Source organism: Rhizobium sp. NLR10b, assembly GCF_019685435.1.
Taxonomy (GTDB): domain Bacteria; phylum Pseudomonadota; class Alphaproteobacteria; order Rhizobiales; family Rhizobiaceae; genus Rhizobium.
In genome coordinates, this window is the sequence record NZ_JABDWV010000023.1 from 42,956 (window position 1) to 61,689 (window position 18,734).

Below are 18,734 nucleotides of genomic sequence, written 5' to 3' on the forward strand. Positions count from 1 at the left end.
TGCGAAACCGATGTGATTTCAGTCGCTTGAGGCGGTTAGTCATGACTAACCGCCAATAAGCTCCCGTCAGCGACGCCTGTTGAGCAATTCCAACGAACGCAAGCACCTGTCTTCCACCCGATTGTCTGAGAACTGAAAGCCAGACCGGTTCGAGTGTTTCAGACCATGGTAGGTAAAGAAATTACCCGAGATTCACACCAGCAACTCCACAGCCAGCACTAAACTTTCCCTCCCCCGATGTCCAAATATCGCGATGCCTGGATTGCAGTAGAACGAACTTTGCTGCCAAACCGCAAAATTCGCGGGCTAGAAGACGGAAACGCCAAGCAGTCCAGAAGCACCTTATATTTCAGTCGTTTAGCGCAGTTAGTCGCAACTAACGGCGATTTACACCGCTTGAAGGAGCCTGCCACCATTGTTGCGGAGTAGCGCCATGATCACCGGACCGAGAGAAAACTCATCCCGCTCGGCTCGCCGCGTGAGATCCCGCAGATATCCACCTGGGGAATTGATCAGATTTGCGCGCTCAAGAATGCAACCGACTGCCACCGCGGCATTTTCCGGCCCCATGACCTCGCACGCATCTTGGTAAGCAGATGGGCTGATTCCCAGCATCGATCTCACCACGACCGCTGCCGACATAAGATCACGCCAGCTACCGACAGCTCCGCCCGGTCCATAGTCAGCCAACTGCTGACAGGCCTTCAGCACCACACCAAGAGAGAAAGCCTTCAGCGGCTCGACCTTTGGCCTGCCGGGTTTGCTCGGCTTCACGCCCTGCTCTTTTTCAGAGCTAGGTTCAAACTCATAGATGGATTCGGGATTTGAACTCTGTATGTGCTGCTCAAATTGAGCATCATTGGTGCTACTAAATTGTGAATTCTGCTGATCTTCCAATCGATTAATGATCTCGTCGCGAAGACGCTCCATTTCGTCCAGAACACCCGCTACGTCTTCCATGGTCGGGGACCGGGGAATACGGGCAACGAGTTCAACATAGATCGCTTCAATGGTTAGCCAGTCGCCCTCGGCACCCTCCTCCATTGCTGCCGAAATCAGCTTGCGGACGTCACGGCGGCAGATCGTCAGGTTCTCCTTGGCTTTCCGGAATGAGGAACGCGCGGCAACGACTTTCTGCGCGATGAGAGCCAATTCTTCGGATCGGGCGAGCATTGGTGAGAGATCAAAGCCGAAGGCATTCTCGATTTCACCAGCATTGTTCTTGCGCGCGAAACGTTTGCCGTTCGCGCTGTCCTTCCGAACGATCAGCCCGGATTCCACCAGCAATGCAAGATGACGGCGAAGTGTTGCTCCGGCCATGCCATGGGCGCGCAGAATCAATTGTGCGTTCGATGGAAACACCACCAACTGTGCCTCCTGGCGCAATTCGTTCTCCGGGTAGAAACTTAGCAGCGCGTCGAGCACAGCAAGGCTGCTCGACTGCAGGCCGAGCGCTTCCCTAGCCTCTGAAGCGTCCCGGAAGACCTTCCACTTTTCGACCGATTTTCCCGCCTTAATCTCTCTTGTAGCGACCTGTCGCTTCACGAGAGCAAGCGTCATAGACCGCCGCCCAAAGGGCGTCGTCACACTTCCTGTTTGCATCCTCTTTCACCTTTCAAAAGGCAAAAGAAATCGGCTCACCAAATCGGTGCCAAGACTCTTGACGAATATCCGTGGAAGTGCGATTCTCAGGTTGCTTAGATCTGAAAGAGGTTTCCACGACGGCGACGTTTTGGGGGCCTTTTTCTTTTTCCGCTTAATCTCCGTTGTTCAACTGGTCTTGAGTAGTGTTCCTGGAGCGATGCTCCTCGAAGAGCGCTGGCAAACGCTCCAGGACAAAGGCGGCGAAATCTGGCATCTCGCGCCGATCGATCGACAGGTCCAACTTGGTTTTGCTCTTCGTTACCTGGGCCAAACGTAGCCCCGTGGGCGTTGTCAGGAGATCCGGTAGTCCGCGCTTGGTTGGTGTAGGTTTGAGGCTGGCGACGAGCGACTTGAACCGGTCGGGCGAGGGCAGGGCTTTCGCCTCGGCCGATCGCAGGAAAGTCGAAGCCTGTTCAAGGTCATCGTCGCGCGTGAGAAGCTCGGCGAGAGCCACCCAACTTTTCAAGCCAATCCCGGGCGCCGAGCCGATTGCGTCGACAATTTCCGTGGGGATGCGGGTCACCACCGACAGCATGTTCGAGAGATCGCTTTTGTAGACGGACAACGCTGCCATCACGACAACTCGTGAAAATTGCTCGGTCAGCCGGGAGGCGAACCGCGCCTTTTCTATGAATGTCAGGTCCTGGCGTTCATTGTTCTCCTGACCTTGGGCAATTACGAGCTGCTCGTCTGTAAGTTCCCTGACAACCGCCTTGACGGGCAGGTTGAGTTCCGAGACGGCGCGCAAACGACGGTGCCCAAATGCGACTTGATAGCGCCCCGGTGCCTCGGGGTGAGGGCGCACCAGAATAGGTATCTGCTGGCCTTGTTCGCGGATCGCTTCAACAAGACCGGCAATATCACCGGGCATGCGGTCTTGAACGAAAGATGGATCGACCGTATCCGTATCGAGTTCGATGATGGTTTGGCCCTCAGCCAGGCGTTTTTCGATTTCTTCGGCGCGCTCAAACCTCGCCTTACCTTCTGCGAAAGCACCGCCAACCTGGCTAGTGAGACGCGATGATGCCGGTGTCGCTCCTTCCGCTGGTGGGGAGCCCATGAGCGGAAGAATGCTTCGGCTCTTAATCGGTCTTTCAACCGGCGCCGCGACGGCGGCGGTTGGCTTGGGGGTGCGGAGGATGTCCTTCCTGCTCATGACTTTCTTCCCCATGCTTTCTTGATCAGCGACTCGATCTCGTCGTTGACGTTGTTCATCGCCTCAAGCGCGCGATCATAAGTGGCCCGGGTGAATTGGCCTCTCTCCACCTCGAAAAGGGTCTGGTTCGTGAGACCGGCATCGGAAACGGCCGTTGTCTTCAGCATCGGGAAGTTTAGAACATTTTCTCCGAAAATCGCCCTGAGATACCCGACCATCTGGTTCTGTGGCCCATCACTCGGCTCGAACCGCGTCACGAGATAGCGCATCCAGTTATAGTCGAAGCGCGCACCGTGCGATGAGATCTCCCGGAGCAGATCCGATGTCATCGACAGAAACTGATTCATCGACATGACGTCGAGCATCTGCGGATGCACGGTGATCAGAACCGAGGTGGCTGCGGTCAGGGCGGAGAGGGTGAGGTAGCCTAGTTGTGGCGGGCAGTCGATCACCACAACATCGTAATTGGGTGCCACCTGGTCTAGCACCTCGCTGATCCGGTGGAAGAACATGGTATCGCCGATCTTCCGCTTCATCAGCGCCCGCGGCGTATCGTGTTCGAACTCCATAAGTTCGAGGTTGCCGGGGATCAGATGAAGATCAGGAATGTAGGTCGCGCGAACAATCTCGGCCATTGGGCGAGCGTCGTCGTATCGAATCGCACCATAAAGCGTCTCGCTTACGCCGACATCGGTTTCTGGCTGGTTGCCAAAGAGCGTGGACAGGCTCGCCTGCGGGTCAAGATCGATAGCGAGCACCCGGTAGCCGCGAAGCGCGAGATACTGGGCCAGATGAGCGGCAGTCGTGGTTTTGCCGGACCCGCCCTTGAAATTCATGACCGAGATAACCTGCAACGCTTCATCGTCGCGGCGGTGTGGAAGATAGCGGCGATTGCCACGGCCCACCTGGTCGAGGTGCTTGCGGATCTTGTGCATGTCCTCAACGGAATACGACCGGCGCCCGGTCGGACTGGTGCTGACCTGGAGACCTTCGAGCTCGTTTGCGAGCTGGCGCAGATATACTTCTTTCACGCCGACCAGCTTTGCTGCCTCCGCTGGCTGAAACGTGCGGATGCCCTTTTCCGCCGTAGGGGGAAAGGTCGCGAGCTGATGCTCTTGCAGTTGCGCCGACAAGGAACGAGAATGGCGCTCAATCAACCCCATCAGGTCTTCATCTTTTGGCGGTAATTTTGCAGCGATTTTGGGCATCCCCGGCCTGATTTCTTGAAATAGCGCTTCTGAGCGGAATTTCCTAATCACTCCGCTGCTTGCAATAAGCATCGATTCTAACAGGCTGGCAAGCTATTTAGGGTTAACAAAACCCTAATGCCGACCGTCGCCCGTGCAAAGAGATCTAAATATTATTGTGCAACAACAAGATGTTATCGAGGGTGTATCTCCGGATGCCCTTTTCACCCGTACACTGGAATCTTCGAAGCAATAGGCGCAAGGGATACATTTTGCGGTGGCGACAATCCATCTGGCGACTCAAATTAGCATCCAAGCGAGTTCACTGACGAGAATCATTGCCACCAGCTAGGGCGGAAAAACGGCCGCTGTGGGGTTGCAGTCCAATGCAGCTGCTCGGGTTTAAGAAAATCCTCCTCCTCCCGCAATTAAAGCATACGGGCAGCCCGTCCGCTTCGACGCGTAGCATTATTGTAGTAGCTCGATGCCTGCTGCACCGACCGGTGGCGAGACTGCTCCATCGCCTCGGGAAGGGGGATTCCACGATTGGCCGCCTCGGTGAGATAACCTGACCTCAGCCCATGGGCGGAAAACTCCCCAGGGTCCAAACCCGCCATCACCGCCCGCTGCTTGATGATCGCATTGACCGACTGCGGATCGATTGCCCGCTTCGAAACAGTCCCCCATCGCCCGATCGCCCGAAACACGCTGCCGCTGTCGATCTTCGCCGCCGTCATCCAGGCATTCAGTGCCACGACCGGCCGGCCGGTCAGGTAGACAACGTCGTCCTCGTCGCCGCTGCTGGTTTTCGTGCGGCCGAGATGGATGGCGAGAGAGGGGAGGGGAGGGCCGTCCGGCACCTCGATCGGCGGCTCGACGGTCAGCTGTTCGCGACGCAGCCCGGCGATTTCGCTGCGCCGTCGACCGCCGGAGGCGAAGGCGACCATCAGGATTGCCCGGTCCCGCAGATCGCGCAGGCTGTCGGTGGCGCAGGTCGCCAGCAGTTGTGCCAGCACGTCGCCGGTGACGGCCTTGGCGCTTTTGCGACCCCGCGTCCGGGGGACGGCGCGAACCGCCAGGCGGATGGCCGACTTGAGGGCAGGGGAGGCGAAGGCGCCGTCAAACCCGCGCCATCTGGTCAGCGTCGACCAGTTTGCCAGTCGCCGGCGCACCGTGGCTGGCGCGTGCGGACCGACGGATTTGAGAAACCCCTGGCTTCGAAGGTTTTCGTCGACGGTGGCCGGCATGCCGTGATCTGGATCAACGGCGCGCTTTTCCGGATCCCACAGATGCTGCGCGACAAATTTTAAAAGCAGCGCCTCGGGCGCCGGCCAGGGCAGGGATTTTCCGGTGGCCGCCATGCCCCAGGCTTCCAGATAGGCGAGATCGGAGGTCAGCGCCCGCAAGGTGTTGTCGCCCATGCCCTGGTTGACGAGATGGCGCAGTGTTTCGACGTCGTGGTCGGTGAGCAACTGGGCGAGCTCGTCGCGGCGGTCGATCGGCAGCACGGCGGCGATGGTGTCGAGTTCTTCGGCACGTCGCTCGACGGCGGTCATTGATTCTTTTGGTTTCGCCACGGACGCTCCAAAATCGCGGGTCTCGCCGGCCTCCAGGGCCGTGATCTGTTGCGATTCTCCGTGATTTGCACGGCGAAATCAATCTACCATCGATAAGCGCTACTTATCGATGGTTAGAACCGCAGCCCGCGATCGTCAGCATCAGCGGAAGCAATCGCCGGTATCGTTTCTGGTTAATGCCGCGTTTACTATGATTTCAATGGATTACTTCCTCGCCAAGCCAAGGCCCAAAGGGGTCCGCTGGGGTAAGCGGGGCTGATTTGGTGGCGATGCCGAGACAATCAGCATGTCTGACGCAGAAGCTGGGTGCTCGAAGGGCGGAGAGCGTTCAGGCGCGTGCTGCAACCATCGAGGCGAGGGGTGCAATAGCATGAACTTCGTCATTGATCCCCAGCCGATCGCCGAGATAGTGCCAGAACGACAGGCCGAGCTTTTGGCAGGTCTTCATCAGGCCGAGCATGCTGTCACGCGCCTGCCGACCGTTGCGACTGACCGTGCCGCCGGAAATCTTTCGCTTGATGACAAGTCCGCGCAGATCTCTTTCCGACGCATTGGTATGGAGCGGGGTTTCAGGCCGCTCCAGAACCCGCAGCAGTTCGGCCTTGCGGCGACCCAGTCGAAACAGCAGTTTGTCGAGGTCGCCATAACCGGTGCGCAGCGAAAAGATCCGATCGAACCGAGCCTGAAGGCCCCGGGCTGCACGGGGATCAGGTCTTCGCTGATAGGCTTTCAGGGCCCTGTAAAAATGCCAGATAAGATTCCGCAGGGTTTCGACATTCCGTGCTTGGCCGGGCGTCGCCGGCATCAGTTTGTGCAGCAACCGCTCGGCGTGGACCCAGCACAGCGCATGGGTGCCGACGCGGAATTGTCCGGCATCGTCGGATACGATCACCGCATTGCCGACCAGACCATGATGGCGGATGGCGCCCCAGATGCCGGCCTCGGCAAACGGGCGGATTATGTCCTTGTCGAAGATGTCGATACCATTGGCGGCCAGATACTCGAGAAACGGAACCTGATTGGCAAACCGCCGCGGTTCGCATGTCTTCAAATGCGCCAGAAGGGCGGGGTCCATCTGACGGGTTTCCAGAAAGGTGAAGGCGGCATCGTTGAGAACATAGTCCTGATAGTTGCCGCGCAGCAGGGCCAGAAAGTTCAGCCGCGACTTCGACGGCGTCGTGCGGAAGGCGGTGAACTGTTCGCCTCCGATCTGTGTCGTATGGAAATTGCGATTGGAATGGCGGGCACCTGTATCGTCGACCGTGACAAAGGGAGCCGAGACCAGGCCGGCATGCAGCACGGCGGCATCCTCGGCATGAAAGCCATCCAGCCGCTCTGTCAAAAACCGGATGACCTGGCGTTTGGAAATCTCGACACCGACATCGTTCAGCAAGGTCGTCAATCGCTGCGTCGTGACCTGCCCATGGCTATGAAGCATCAGGCAGAAGCGACGCAGACTGGCGCCGTAGCCGCCCTTTATCCCTGCTGGCAGCGGCGCAATGATCGTGCGTCCTTCCGGTGTCACCCAGCATTCGCGGCGATAGCGCACCACTTCGGCTCGCACGACCAGATCCCGGACCACGCAATCCTTGTAGCCTTTAAACCGCGATCCAGGTGGGGCTCTGGCAGGCAGCACCTCTTCGCGCGTGGCGCTCCCCGTGTCGCCCTTCGGCCCGCGACGCCGGGCAGGCTTTCGGCTGCCGGCAACCGCCTTGTCGCTGGTTGCCTGGTCCATGCCCGATGGCCTGAACGGTGGGCGTGGCGGCAGGTTTTTAAGCCGCGCAATCTCATCACGCAGAAGCTGGTTGTCGACCTTCAGCCGGGTGTTCTCTACCCTGAGCAGGTCGTTTTCTTCTCGAAGCTTTCGGTTGTCAGCCTCAAGCGCTCCAATCCGGATTTCTGCCCGATCGGCCCGCGCCACAAGTCCCGTCACCAATTCCCGCAGCGCCTTCAGCGACAGCGTATCAGCATGCTCGACCATGGGGAGGCGGCGCTTCGTCATAAAGGAAGTGAATCATGATTCACAAAAAATCGGAATCCCCCGTGCCACCAGATCTGCTCCAGTTACTGCTGCGGCCGATTTCGGACGCCGGCATCGCACTCGCCCGTCTCGACGAGCGCATCGCCCGTTCAACCGTCGGCGACGGCGTTCCTCGAACGCGCCCAATTCGCCGACGCCTGCGCCTCGCTGTGGGTCGACGGCGAACTCGTCCATCTCGAGGACCTCGTCCTCCACGACGCCACCCGCGATATCCGCACCCCGACCCACGAACTCACCATCGCCCGCGACGTGCTGCGCACCCGCCGGCGCATTTCTGGCCAGCCAGCCGGCTGGGCGCTGTCGCCCGACAGTCTACGCAGTTTGCGGGGGCAGGCGCGGCCTGCAGCATCATCTGGTGGCGATGGCCACGTCGCCAAAGAAGTCGGCGTGGTGCATTCCGGCGAACCCGCAGAAGGGGAGGGGCAGGAGGACGATGATGACGCCGGCCCGCTGGCGGAAGAATTCGCCGCCATCGATGCAGTGCTGGCTCGATCAGACGCCGCAATCGAACAGGCAAGGACGCCCGGCCCGGCTCGGGTTCGGGAAAAGGATCCGTTGGTTTATGATCTAGACTGGGATGAAGACGAGCGGCTGGAGGAATGGCGCACCGTGCTGCGGCAAATGGAAGATCTGCCGGCAGTGCTGCAGGCGATCGTCGCGCTGGATGCCTGGAACGAGTTTTCGGTGCTGCAGCATGCGCCCTGGCTTGGCCGGCTGTTTTGCGCCGCAATCCTGCGCCAGGCCGGCATCACGTCAGGCGCGCATCTCGCCGCCGTAAATCTTGGCCTGAAAACCATTCCCGTCGACCGACGCCGCCACCGCGACCGCGAGACTCGGCTGCTCGCCATCGCCCACGGGCTTCTGGCGGCCGCCGAGATCGGGCTGAAGAGCACGACCGGCTGGCGCTGGCGAAAACGATGATGGACCGAAAACTGGAAGGACGGCGGACGTCGTCAAAATTGCCGGAGCTGGTTGAGCTGGTGATAGCAAAACCGCTGGTGTCGGCAGGCATGGTGGCGAAGACGCTCGACGTCACGCCGCAGGCGGCGCGGCGGATCGTTTTGGAGCTCGATCTTAGGGAGATGACGGGGAGGGGGAGGTTTCGGGCATGGGGTGTCACTTAGGGATCGTTCGGCTGGCGGCGACGGGCTAAGCTCCACGTGGAAACCAACCGACCGCGAACGTGTCCTTACCGATCAGCCGTTCGGCCAATCGATAGGAACCAACGTCTCGTCGTTCCACCAATCATGCCTTAGGTTCCGCATGAATTCCTTGTCGTCCTCGAACCTTGCGTGGTCAGTAACGATGATCTGAATACCGCCTTCCAAGTCGGCCGCCACTTTGAACAGCCAATGGTAGATTCGCTTCACCTCTTGCCAGTCCTCTTTGTCTCGCGCACCCGCGACTGACGGGAAGTAAACCTGTGATGGCTGATCAAGAACGATAAACGAGGGTACTGGTCGATTGTTGCCGCGAAACCACGCGTGGAGTGCCATATGGCCCAGCAGATGGTACCAGACCCAATTTCGGCCGCTGCCGAAGCGAGAGAACGGTACTGTCTCGTCGGGAAGCTGGCTGACCAGCCGCGGACCTCGGATGTCGAAAGTGAGAAACCCGGCCGAATACTCCAGTTTTTGTTCACGAGCCCATTCGGTGATCGTGCTGCCGATGGCGCCGAGGAACATGGTGGTCTTGGCGCGTACATCTCCTAGGTTTGTTTCGTCTTCGAGCACCTCGATGTCGGAGATTAGGGCATCCCGAGCGCTCTCCAGCGCCGCGTTGCCGACCTTGTCAGCCGTCACGACGAGCTTACGGAACATCTGAAACATGCCGGACAGGCGGGAGATTTCGTTCCGCTTTTCGAGAAGTGCTCGGATCTCTTCCTGTTCCTCGTTCAAGCGAGCGACCTCGCGGCGAATATCAGAGATCTGCTCATTGATTTCGGTGAGCTCGGCGCGTTTGCTGGAAAGATGCCGCCTTAGATCGACGCGGTCGCTTCCAACCACGCTCAACTCTGATTCGAGCTTTACCAGTGCCGATCGCATGTCGGCAGCGGAAGCGGTGACGGTCGCCAGTTGGCTGTCACAAAGGGGGCATGTGGCGGCATCGTGCCAGTTGGGAAGGACCTCGATCGCCTGGAGGCGCCTGCGCTGCTCGTTCAAGGCGACATCGACGACATCCTGATCGCCGTCGAATTGTTGGAGGGCGTCGATCTGTTTCTTGAGATCGGCACGCTCGCGGGTTCGCTTGACCAGTTCGGTGTTTAAGCGTGTCAGGGTATCGACATCGCTGCCTGCTCCGATTACGAAGTTTGTTTGTGCGAATCGCTCTGTGAGCATGTCGACGAGCTTGATAGCGGAGGTACCCGGCGACGGGGGTTGGTCCAACAGGCCGAGCCTTACGCTATCTGCGATGAGAGACTGGATCTCGCTATCTACCCGCTCGGAGACCGACGAGTTCTTCTGCAACTCGCGCTCGATCTCGCGCAACCGCTTCTTCATGAGCCGCAGCTGTGCCTGGTTCTCGATAATAGTCGGGGAGATTGCGCCAAGGTAGTATGGCAGGGTGTCCCTGATAGTTTGGGCCAGTTCGCTCTGGCGATGGAAATACAAGTCCGGGTTGGCGATTTCATTCTGCTTCTGCAGGCAATAGATCAAGCCTGACCTGAAGGTGAGCTTTTTCTTGTCCGCCGTACCATCGGCGCGTGGCAGCAGGGTCTCGCCAACACCGAGCCGACCTCCGATACGGTCGATCACTTCCTCTCGCTTGACGTTGGGACGCAGTTCGTCGAAGGTGGGCGTCTCATCTCCCGCTAGATATACTTGGTGGAATTCTGTGCTGGCTTTCGTTCCGGTTTTCACGCCGCGCCTGGCGACGAACATGATTTCTGTCCCGATCGCCAGCTTGACGGCGAACCAGGACACGGCGCTGGAGATGAAACCAGCGGGGACGTCGAAGCTAGACGATCCGAGGCAATAGTCGATGACACTCAAGAGCGCGGACTTGCCTTTACCGCTGGGACCACTGAGGATGTTGACGGCTCCAAGCTCGAACGGAAGCTCGCGTACCCGCCCGTCGTGAGAATAAAGGATAACGGATTTGATTTGCATCAGGGCCTAACCCCGATCTTGATATAGATATCCTGCTCGGTACCCGCTCGAGCCAGCCATTTGCCGACGAAAGTGGCTGCCGAAAGATCTCGTTCGAACTCGGCGGCGATCGGTAATTTCCCCAATGTCGGCGGTGTGGATATTGTCAGTCGTCCTCCGGGAGCGGCAGCGACCCATCGCGACCTCAGCGCGGTCAGCGCACCCTCCTTGATCGACGGAACCAACGCGCGCATCGAAGATGCAAGATCCACGCGGATTTGGGGATCGTCCCTCAACCATTTCGGCCAACCCGTAGCAACCGTCTTGGGGAGCGAGGATCGGATGCCCGGATGCAGCACCATGGTAGCAGCGGGAAATACCAAGGAAAAGGGCATGGGTTGGGCCTGCTTCTCATAGGCCTTGACCGTTGCCTGCATAAGTAGTGCCAGGTAACCGGGGTTGAAGCAGTTGGCATGATCGGGTTGGCGGTGAACCCATTGCTCGAGCGGCATGTCATTTGTCTCCCTTGAACATCGACGTCCACTGTGGATGCCAACCGATGGACGGCTTGTTCGCCATCATATGGAGGACGCCGCGCCGGAGATAATCGAGCGAAAGGCCTTTCAACTTGGCCTGGCTGCCCTGAAGCGTTTCCTTCAAGGCAGTCCTTCCAAGCCCCTGATGCTTTTTCTCGGAATCTGGATCGCCCGATAGAAATCGGGCTTCCGCCTCCGCCGTGGCGAAATTGGTCGCCCAGTGCCCGGTCAACTCGTCCTCGAAAGCAGCAAGATCTTTTGGTTCGACCTGAAGGTTTTGGACCCACCGCTTGATGTGGCCATCCGCCTTGTAATAATCGGTCATGGCGCTGGAGACCGCAACCACGCCTCCGGTATGTCCGATCGCTGCTAGTTGCTTCACGAAAAGCCTGCGCCGTAGCACGTTGACGTCGTCTTCCCCGGGCTTTCCGATGTCTTCGAACATTGGAAGCGTCATCGCGGCGTACTGGACCACCAGGCTCGAAATCTTTTCCTGAAGCGCCTCCTTCAGAATCATCTCGCGCTCCGGCGTTCTCAGCCGCTGTATCAGGGCTGTGTACCACCAACCCGCGATCGCCTCGGTAAACTCCTCCAGGTTTTCGGCGGTCGCGCCGCTGAAACTCAGACGTTTCAGGATTTTCTTCCTAAGTTCTTCGATAACGGGCATGTTGGAGACGATCGTAATGTTCGACACCAGAGCTTTTCGATGGACCTCATCGAGGGCTAGGAACGGCCCGGCGCGCTTGCGATTATCTTCAACGTTGCTGGCGGCCATCTCTTCGGCGATAGCGACCATCAAGTTATATGCTTCGATGGCGTTGCGTTTGGACCCTTCGCCGGGGGCTGAAAGATGCTCTGCCAGCATAGACGAGGTCGAGCTAGGATCGGTCGTCAGGAGGAAGAACTTGGCGTTTGCCGCATCGACCGTTCCCTTCTGTATTGCCACCGACCAAGCCCGCACGGTCTTCCAGACATCCTCGCTTTTGTCTGTCAGCGATTTCAACTTCTTCTGATCGTGATGCTTAAGCTGAATCAACTCAAGCGCGTCCAGGCCTTCTGCCGTGACATCATCCAGCGTTTCGATCATAACGCCCTGCGCATGATCATCGGGATCTAGAGCGCGGTATAGTGCGTATTCGCATTGATACACGTAGCCGATGAAAGAATCTGCTGCTGAAAAACTAGATGCTTCTGACACTCTGCATACCTGCGTTCAAAATCGATGCGCCCGGCGATTCGGCATACGTTAATCTGAACATTCGCAATTGCAAACGCAATTTCCAGTATAGGAAATAGGCCGCGAACCCACGGCGCAGTAGCTTGTCATTGAGGTACTAGGCATCACTTCTTAAGCTATAGAGCTTTAGGAGCGCGTGGATAGGCGGATTGCCTCGGCCTTTAGAGCGGGATTGTTTTATGTCCGTTCATATCCGGCTTCCTTGAAGTAGTTTTGGCACTCTGTCCCAATTCAAAAATGCCGCCCATTGAAGCACGATACCCAATTCCGTGTTATCCAGCCAAGATGGGGTTGGCACATCCGCTCTGATGTCCGTTGTCAATGCTCTGGACGTGTGCAATCGCTCGTTCTGACGAACGACTATTCATGATGATGATCGCGTATGGGTGGAGGCGGAACTCAAGGACGTCGGTGTTCAAGCTCTGATGCGCGGGTTGGCTACCGCATTCCCGATTGTGCGTCCGGGGCTGTTCCTATCTTACTACGGGCGTCGGACAAGGCCGGCCACAAAGCGTCTGACGGATGTTCCCCTGCCGTTGTCCCGCCTCCGCCCATGCGCGAGGTGCAAGTTCGCTGCAGTGACCTATGTCCTGATCGCCTGCGCCTCCCTTGCAACAGCCCACATGAAGCCGGCCAATTCTCGGGCAATTGCGGTGCAAACCACCGCTGTCCGTTTTCCCCGCGCGACCAACAGGCGATATCGAGCCGTCAATCGGCTCTGAGCCTTCCACGCGATCTCCCTGACTGCCGGCGGCGCTTCCTCCAGCCGGTATAGCTTTCTCGCGCCGACTTTTGGCGGGTAGCGATAAGTCCACGCGCTCTCGACCAGCATGTGCCGAACCCGACCGTTGCCTGCCTTTGTGATCGAGCCCCGTCTGACCGTCTCGCCCGTAGATCGCTCACCAGGGACCAAGCCAAGATAGCCCATCAATTGGCGCGGGCTCTCGAAACGGCTGACATCGCCGACTTCCGTGGCGAATGTAACGGCGACGATCAGATCAATCCCTCGAAGCGTCTGCAGCGCTCGGATGACTGGAGCCAGAGACCAATTGGGGACAAATTCCTTAATTACTCTCTCCAGACGTCCGACGCGCTCTTTCGAGATGCGGACCGCCTCGACCATTTCCTGCAAAGCGATCTGATGCGCGGGATGATCGAACTGTTGCTCCTGGAGCCAGCAAAGATATCGCATCGTCCAGCCCTTCTTGCGTGGATAGATACGACCGTGTTTGAGCATGAAGGCACTTATCTGTTGCCGGTGAACCCGCAACGTCTCGACAGCCGCAGCTCGAGCGCGAACGAGGTCGCGCATCGCCTCATTGCCCTCGTCGGGAACCCACACCGCCGTGAGCTCGCCGGCCCTCAATAGCCGGGCGAGCGCGAGTGCATCTCGACGGTTCGTCTTCACTCTGTCGCCCGGCTTCCTGGGGATCCATGATGGCGCGACAACCATGCATTCATGGCCAAGGGATTGGATCAGCCGATGCAGGCCGTAACCGGTTGGCCCGGCCTCGTAGCAGAAATGCACGCGGTCAAACTTTGCAGCTATTCGCTGGATGACGCGGCGCATGCTTGCATCCGATGCATCAACTTCACCCCAAAAGCGGATCTCTCCCTCGCGGCCGGATTCGGCAACAGCAATCGCATTCTTCAGTTTGGCAACATCGATTCCAACGAACACTTCTCTATAATCTGCCACGGCTCGTCCTCCTGTGATGAGGATCGGCTCGGCCTATCCGAGCAACCCTCGGAAGACCAGTGTAGGGCGAGCCACCTCAGCCACGAAGACGGACATACGGTCTTACGTTGCAAGATTCTCTCTATCCACAGATCTGTGCGCCTGTGAGCGTGCCAGCCGCCGCAAGCTCGCCTAGTATGCTAGTCATCTTTGGGAGAGAACGCGATGCGAACGATCTTGAAAATCGGACTGGCCGTGATCTCGGATGGCATGATCCTTTTGGTTCGCAAGAGGGGCGGGGAGCATTTGACTCCCAGGTGGAAAGCCGGAGGGCGATGAGAGCGACGTCGAGACACTTGAGCGGGAACTCGTCGAGGAAACTCGGCTGCGGCGTCGAAAGGGGATCACTTGCCTTTTCGGGGTGCTTCGGGGACCAGGCTGCTGGCATGAACGCAACCCGCGTCTTTGTGCGTCTGTATACGGGGTCCCTGGAGGGGACGCCGCGCGCGCTTTCAGAGATCGAAGAACTCTACTGGCATCCCGTCCGGAATTCCGACGATCCCGCGCTCGCGCCCAGCCTGCGAAACTTCATCCTGCCGTCCCTTGCCCAATCACAGTCCACCGCGGGACACGAAGTCGGCGAGCGCCCGAGCCGGTTCATCGATTGAGCCTTCATTAACGATCCGGGTAGTCGAGCGGCTGTTCGTCCTGCTTCGGCGGGACGGAGAGCCATCCGGGGTCAATCGCATCTACCGGCTCTATCGCGAGGAAGGTCTTTCCGTTCGCAAGCGGAAAGCCAGGCGGCGTGCGGTCGGCACACGTGCGCCGATCCTGATTGAAGCGAAGGCCAATGCCCGCTGGTCGCTGGACTTCGTGCATGACCAGTTCGCCTGCGGCAGACGCTTCCGCGTGCTCAACATTGTCGATGACGTGACGCGCGAATGCCTGGCAGCGGTCCCGGACACCTCTATCTCTGGTCGACGTGTCGCCCGAGAACTGACGACGCTGATCGAACGACGCGGCAAGCCCGGAATGATTGTCTCCGACAACGGCACCGAACTAACGTCGAATGCCATCCTCGCCTGGTCGAGGGATCACAAGGTCGAGTGGCACTATATCGCGCCGGGGAAGCCAATGCAGAACGGCTATGTCGAGAGTTTCAACGGCCGGATGCGCGACGAGTTGCTCAACGAAAGCCTGTTCTTCGGCCTCGATCATGCCCGAAGCGCCATTGCTGAATGGGCGGACGATTACAATTCTGTTTCATAACGCCCATCTTTCTATGTTGTTGAAGGGAATAAGTTTTCCTGATCTGGATGCGATCCTGTGGGGTGTCGAGGGTTCTGCCGGGCGCGATCGAGGATCTGATGTGCTTGCGGGGTGGCGAGTTTTGAACGGCTGAAGATCCATGGGCCGTCGGGTAGCGGATGAGCCCCCTCGATCTGGCCAGCCTCGGCCGCCAGACGCAGCGTTTTTGGCGTTATCCCGAGCAACTTCGCCGCACCGCCCAGATTAAGCCACGGCTCGACCCCGTCGACCCGGGGACGGAAGACCGGAATCTTGCGATATGACCTCAGCGCGGTGACCCGCTCCCGTGTCCACCGATTGCCATTGCCGGTCGTCAGTCCGTTTCGATTGAGGACACCGGCAATCACATCGTCATTGGCGATAAGGACGAGCTGTCGTACGGCGTCGACAATATCGTCAGGCGTCGCGTTTCTTTGCCCGCGGCGCCGCTTCGGCAGGCGCAGCTCGGTGTGGACACCCCCAACCCAATGGATGACGAGGACGATCTCGGAGGTTCCATCATCGAGATCGGCAACCACTTCATTGATGAGCGTTCGCACGATACGCTTCTTCAGCCTTGCATCGGTTGTCGGCGCCGTCCAGACGGCGCGGAGGTTCCCCGCTAGTGCGGCTACCTGGGATGCGGACATGGGGATCGGCTGCGGCGCAACCGTCCGATGTTTGGCAATCTTGGCTTCGATCTCGCCGGCGCGAGCGAGCGCCGTGTTCCAGCGTGCTTCGAGCTCCGACGTCACCAGCCTGTTCTCCGGATCAGCCGCGTCGTATTGCCGGAATGCCCGGTCGGCGGCATAGCGCGCTGCCTCGAGATCGCGCAGCAGGGCATCCTGAACCTGGTCGCGTTGGCTGGCCATACGGCGTTCCGCCTCGATGGCGGCGGCAATAGCTCCTGGTTCGACCACCCCGAGCACTGCCTCCTCGATCGCATCATCGACCCGCAAACCGCCGAAGGCGATGCAACGTGGTTCGCCGTTGTCGAGCAACCCTCGCCAACAGGAATAGCGCGGGATGTTATGGTTGGCTCCTGTGTAACGAACCGTCAGCTTCCGGCCGCACCTTTTGCAGCGGAAAAGGCCGGCAAGCAGAGCGTCGCCATGCTTCGGCGCTCCATGATGGCGACTGGCCGGTACATTGTCGCTGACCATCTTGCGGATCTCCTCCGCCCTTTCCCAACTGATGTAACCTTCGTGTGCGTCCGGGATCAGCGCCAACCATTCATCACGCACCTTGCGGCGAATTCCAGATCGGCCACCGTATCCCGGGACGGAACGACTCTTACCATAAGCATAAGCGCCGCCGTAGATCGGGTTCGCAATCATCCGGTGGATGGTCGCATAGTTGGGTCTGCGCCAGATGACATCACCGTCCGCGCGCCTGACGGGCAAATCCAACCCGTGTTCGAGGAACCATAGAAGCGCCTGCCGTGCACTGCCAAGTTCGGCGACTTTGTTGAAGACCAACGCAATGGCGTCCTGGATGCGCCGGTCGGGATCTTTCTCGATCCTGTCACCGACCTTCAAAAAGCCGACCGGGACCGTGACGACAAGCTCTCCGCGGCGTGCCTTCTCGTAGCGGGCGGAAAGGGAACGCTGACGTAAGAGATCGAGCTCATACTCGTTGAGGCTGCCCTTCAGGCCCAAGAGCAGCCGGTCATTGCCCTGGCGTGGTGCGTAGACCGCTTCCTGATCGATCAGAACGGTATCAACGACGCGGCACATCTCGATGAGCTGCTGCCAATCGCGGCTGTTGCGGGCAAAACGCGATACCTCGCGTGCCGCTACCGCCCCCACCTTGCCAAGGCAGACCTCGGCGACCATCCGGTCAAAACCGGCGCGGGTTACACCACCGGCGGCCGAACGACCAAGATCGTCATCCACCGTCTCAATGCGCGACCAACCAAGTGCTGTCAGGCGATCGCGCATGGCGTATTGAAGGGTACTGCTTTCGCGATTGTGCAGAACCTGGTGAGCCGAGGACTGCCGAACATAGAGAATAGCCTTCCGCTCCAGATGGTGCGGCCCGATCTTCTCATGCATCATGACCGGCCTCCTTCTGCTGGGAGGTGCGCTCGCAGTTTGCGTGATCGACGAACAGCCGCACGATGAGAACCGTCAGCGCCTGGCGGGTTTCCTCCGGCAACTCCGGCCATTGTGGCATGCCTGCGGTCATCCCCCTCTGCGGAGCCGAAAACAGATCGAACTGGCATGTCATGGACTGGCGAGGCATGGACATCTCTCCGACTCGTTTCGTGAGAGACCAATGCTGCGCCCATTACCGCAGATTGCGATGAGGCGTCGGCGTCTTCCAGTAACTTTGCCAAAGCATGCAGGCTCGCGAGATCGACATGCGGAACTGGCAGGCTGCGCCAATATCCGCTCACGGAACGGTCGAACATCCATGATGGGACTTCAAAAAGCCGATCAGAAGAAGCACCAGATAGGCTGCAGCGGAAAATGTCCGTACCTTTGGCCAGCGCATCATGGACATGCACGAGCTGACCGCACCAAGGATGCCACGGATATAAAAGCTCACGAACCTCCGTCCTGTGGGTGTTCTGTCGTCGTGTTGTACAACCATTTCCGGCCGCACTCATCGCTCGGATACAAAACCCCGGCAGACTTTGCCGGGACCATCGCCGCAACCGGCTCCAACGCTGCGCAAGATGAAAGCTTCGCGTTTCCGCCGGTTGCTCACAACGCGCCACTTGGCGTAGTCAAAACCACCGAGGCTCTAGTCGCCGCTGGATGAAAGTTCAGTGGCAGGTCAAAATAGCTCGCAACCGAAAGCAAAATCCAGGAGCAATTGTTGGAAAAAGGTCTTCTTCGTCGATCCAGAGCCCTCCTGCCGGCGATGACGTCGCCGGCAAGATTTCAACATTCATAGGGAATGAATTTCGATTGCTACCGTAGCCACTCCATCTTCGCGCAGGCCACAGCACGCATTACCGACAGGAGGCATTGCTGGCGTTACTGTCTGTAGAGGCGAACATAGGAACTATAGGCATCTGGCATAACGAATACGGCCAGGCAGAGCTGTCCTCTGATATAGATAGGTATGTTGTTTTGGATTGGGTTCGGGCATGTACGGAGGAGTTGCATTTTGGGAATCATATCTTGCGGGGCCGGAAAGCCATCTTCCCAATTCGGAGGGACGTAGTCTTCGAAATCGAAGGGAACTGGATATGTCGGATATGTCGGATATGGCGGTTCCGCGAGGTCTTGATCGAACATCGGCAGGTTTGACTGATTTACATTTTCTGCCGGCCAATAGTGGGGTGGCGCCAT

General features: G+C 58.7%; 12 protein-coding genes and 4 pseudogenes. 5 read left to right on the forward strand and 11 right to left on the reverse strand.

Annotation, left to right across the window (positions count from 1 at the left end; translation table 11 throughout):
- Nucleotides 1-387: 387 nt before the first annotated feature.
- The 5 genes from repC to HJB91_RS28110 form a co-directional block, all read right to left on the reverse strand.
- Complete coding sequence (gene repC, locus HJB91_RS28090) at nucleotides 388-1,602, reverse strand: plasmid replication protein RepC (protein WP_221156561.1); 1,215 nt, start codon at nucleotides 1,600-1,602, stop codon at nucleotides 388-390.
- Between the two features lie 154 nt (nucleotides 1,603-1,756).
- Nucleotides 1,757-2,800, reverse strand: a complete 1,044-nt coding sequence (repB, locus tag HJB91_RS28095) for a plasmid partitioning protein RepB (RefSeq protein WP_221156563.1) — start codon at nucleotides 2,798-2,800, stop codon at nucleotides 1,757-1,759.
- Nucleotides 2,797-4,008, reverse strand: a complete 1,212-nt coding sequence (gene repA, locus HJB91_RS28100; protein WP_221156565.1) for a plasmid partitioning protein RepA — start codon at nucleotides 4,006-4,008, stop codon at nucleotides 2,797-2,799. Before repA ends, repB begins: the two co-directional genes overlap by 4 nt.
- 407 nt (nucleotides 4,009-4,415) lie before the next feature.
- Nucleotides 4,416-5,564 carry a site-specific integrase gene (locus HJB91_RS28105; RefSeq protein WP_221156567.1) on the reverse strand — a complete coding sequence of 383 codons (1,149 nt, stop codon included), beginning with the start codon at nucleotides 5,562-5,564 and terminating at the stop codon, nucleotides 4,416-4,418.
- 328 nt (nucleotides 5,565-5,892) lie between these two features.
- A complete protein-coding gene (locus tag HJB91_RS28110; protein ID WP_221156570.1) occupies nucleotides 5,893-7,566 on the reverse strand; it encodes a transposase in 1,674 nt (557 codons plus the stop codon).
- Nucleotides 7,567-7,580: 14 nt separating this feature from the next.
- On the opposite strand from HJB91_RS28110, the pseudogene HJB91_RS28115 reads away from it, so the two are divergent.
- A pseudogene (locus HJB91_RS28115) lies at nucleotides 7,581-8,729 on the forward strand (RHE_PE00001 family protein).
- Nucleotides 8,730-8,801: 72 nt separating this feature from the next.
- Here HJB91_RS28115 and HJB91_RS28120 read toward each other — a convergent pair.
- The 4 genes from HJB91_RS28120 to HJB91_RS28135 all read right to left on the reverse strand — a co-directional run bounded on the left by HJB91_RS28120 (nucleotide 8,802) and on the right by HJB91_RS28135 (nucleotide 14,166).
- On the reverse strand, nucleotides 8,802-10,715 hold the full coding sequence (locus HJB91_RS28120) for a DUF3732 domain-containing protein (RefSeq protein WP_221156572.1): 1,914 nt from the start codon (nucleotides 10,713-10,715) through the stop codon (nucleotides 8,802-8,804).
- Nucleotides 10,715-11,206, reverse strand: a complete 492-nt coding sequence (locus HJB91_RS28125; protein WP_221156574.1) for a three component ABC system middle component — start codon at nucleotides 11,204-11,206, stop codon at nucleotides 10,715-10,717. The genes HJB91_RS28120 and HJB91_RS28125 overlap by 1 nt, the downstream gene beginning before the upstream one ends.
- Before the next feature lies 1 nt (nucleotide 11,207).
- Nucleotides 11,208-12,428, reverse strand: coding sequence for an ABC-three component system protein (locus HJB91_RS28130; RefSeq protein ID WP_221156575.1), 1,221 nt, complete (start codon nucleotides 12,426-12,428; stop codon nucleotides 11,208-11,210).
- Between the two features lie 622 nt (nucleotides 12,429-13,050).
- Nucleotides 13,051-14,166, reverse strand: coding sequence for an IS110 family transposase (locus HJB91_RS28135; protein ID WP_221156577.1), 1,116 nt, complete (start codon nucleotides 14,164-14,166; stop codon nucleotides 13,051-13,053).
- Nucleotides 14,167-14,467: 301 nt separating this feature from the next.
- Between HJB91_RS28135 and HJB91_RS31305 the strand changes: the two are divergent.
- The 3 genes and pseudogenes from HJB91_RS31305 to HJB91_RS28145 form a co-directional block, all read left to right on the forward strand.
- Nucleotides 14,468-14,551 (forward strand): annotated as a pseudogene (locus HJB91_RS31305) (hypothetical protein); the annotation flags it as partial.
- Between the two features lie 40 nt (nucleotides 14,552-14,591).
- Nucleotides 14,592-14,813 (forward strand): hypothetical protein, encoded by a 222-nt coding sequence (locus HJB91_RS28140; protein WP_221156581.1) that lies wholly within the window; start codon nucleotides 14,592-14,594, stop codon nucleotides 14,811-14,813.
- A gap of 28 nt (nucleotides 14,814-14,841) precedes the next feature.
- Nucleotides 14,842-15,402 (forward strand): annotated as a pseudogene (locus tag HJB91_RS28145) (integrase core domain-containing protein); the annotation flags it as partial.
- Between the two features lie 23 nt (nucleotides 15,403-15,425).
- On the opposite strand, the gene HJB91_RS28150 reads toward HJB91_RS28145, so the two are convergent.
- Complete coding sequence (locus HJB91_RS28150) at nucleotides 15,426-17,489, reverse strand: recombinase family protein (RefSeq protein ID WP_168260311.1); 2,064 nt, start codon at nucleotides 17,487-17,489, stop codon at nucleotides 15,426-15,428.
- Complete coding sequence (locus tag HJB91_RS28155) at nucleotides 17,479-17,676, reverse strand: hypothetical protein (protein ID WP_028744166.1); 198 nt, start codon at nucleotides 17,674-17,676, stop codon at nucleotides 17,479-17,481. The genes HJB91_RS28150 and HJB91_RS28155 overlap by 11 nt, the downstream gene beginning before the upstream one ends.
- A gap of 342 nt (nucleotides 17,677-18,018) precedes the next feature.
- Between HJB91_RS28155 and HJB91_RS28160 the strand changes: the two are divergent.
- Nucleotides 18,019-18,198: pseudogene (locus tag HJB91_RS28160) on the forward strand (IS3 family transposase); the annotation flags it as partial.
- Nucleotides 18,199-18,734 lie beyond the last annotated feature (536 nt).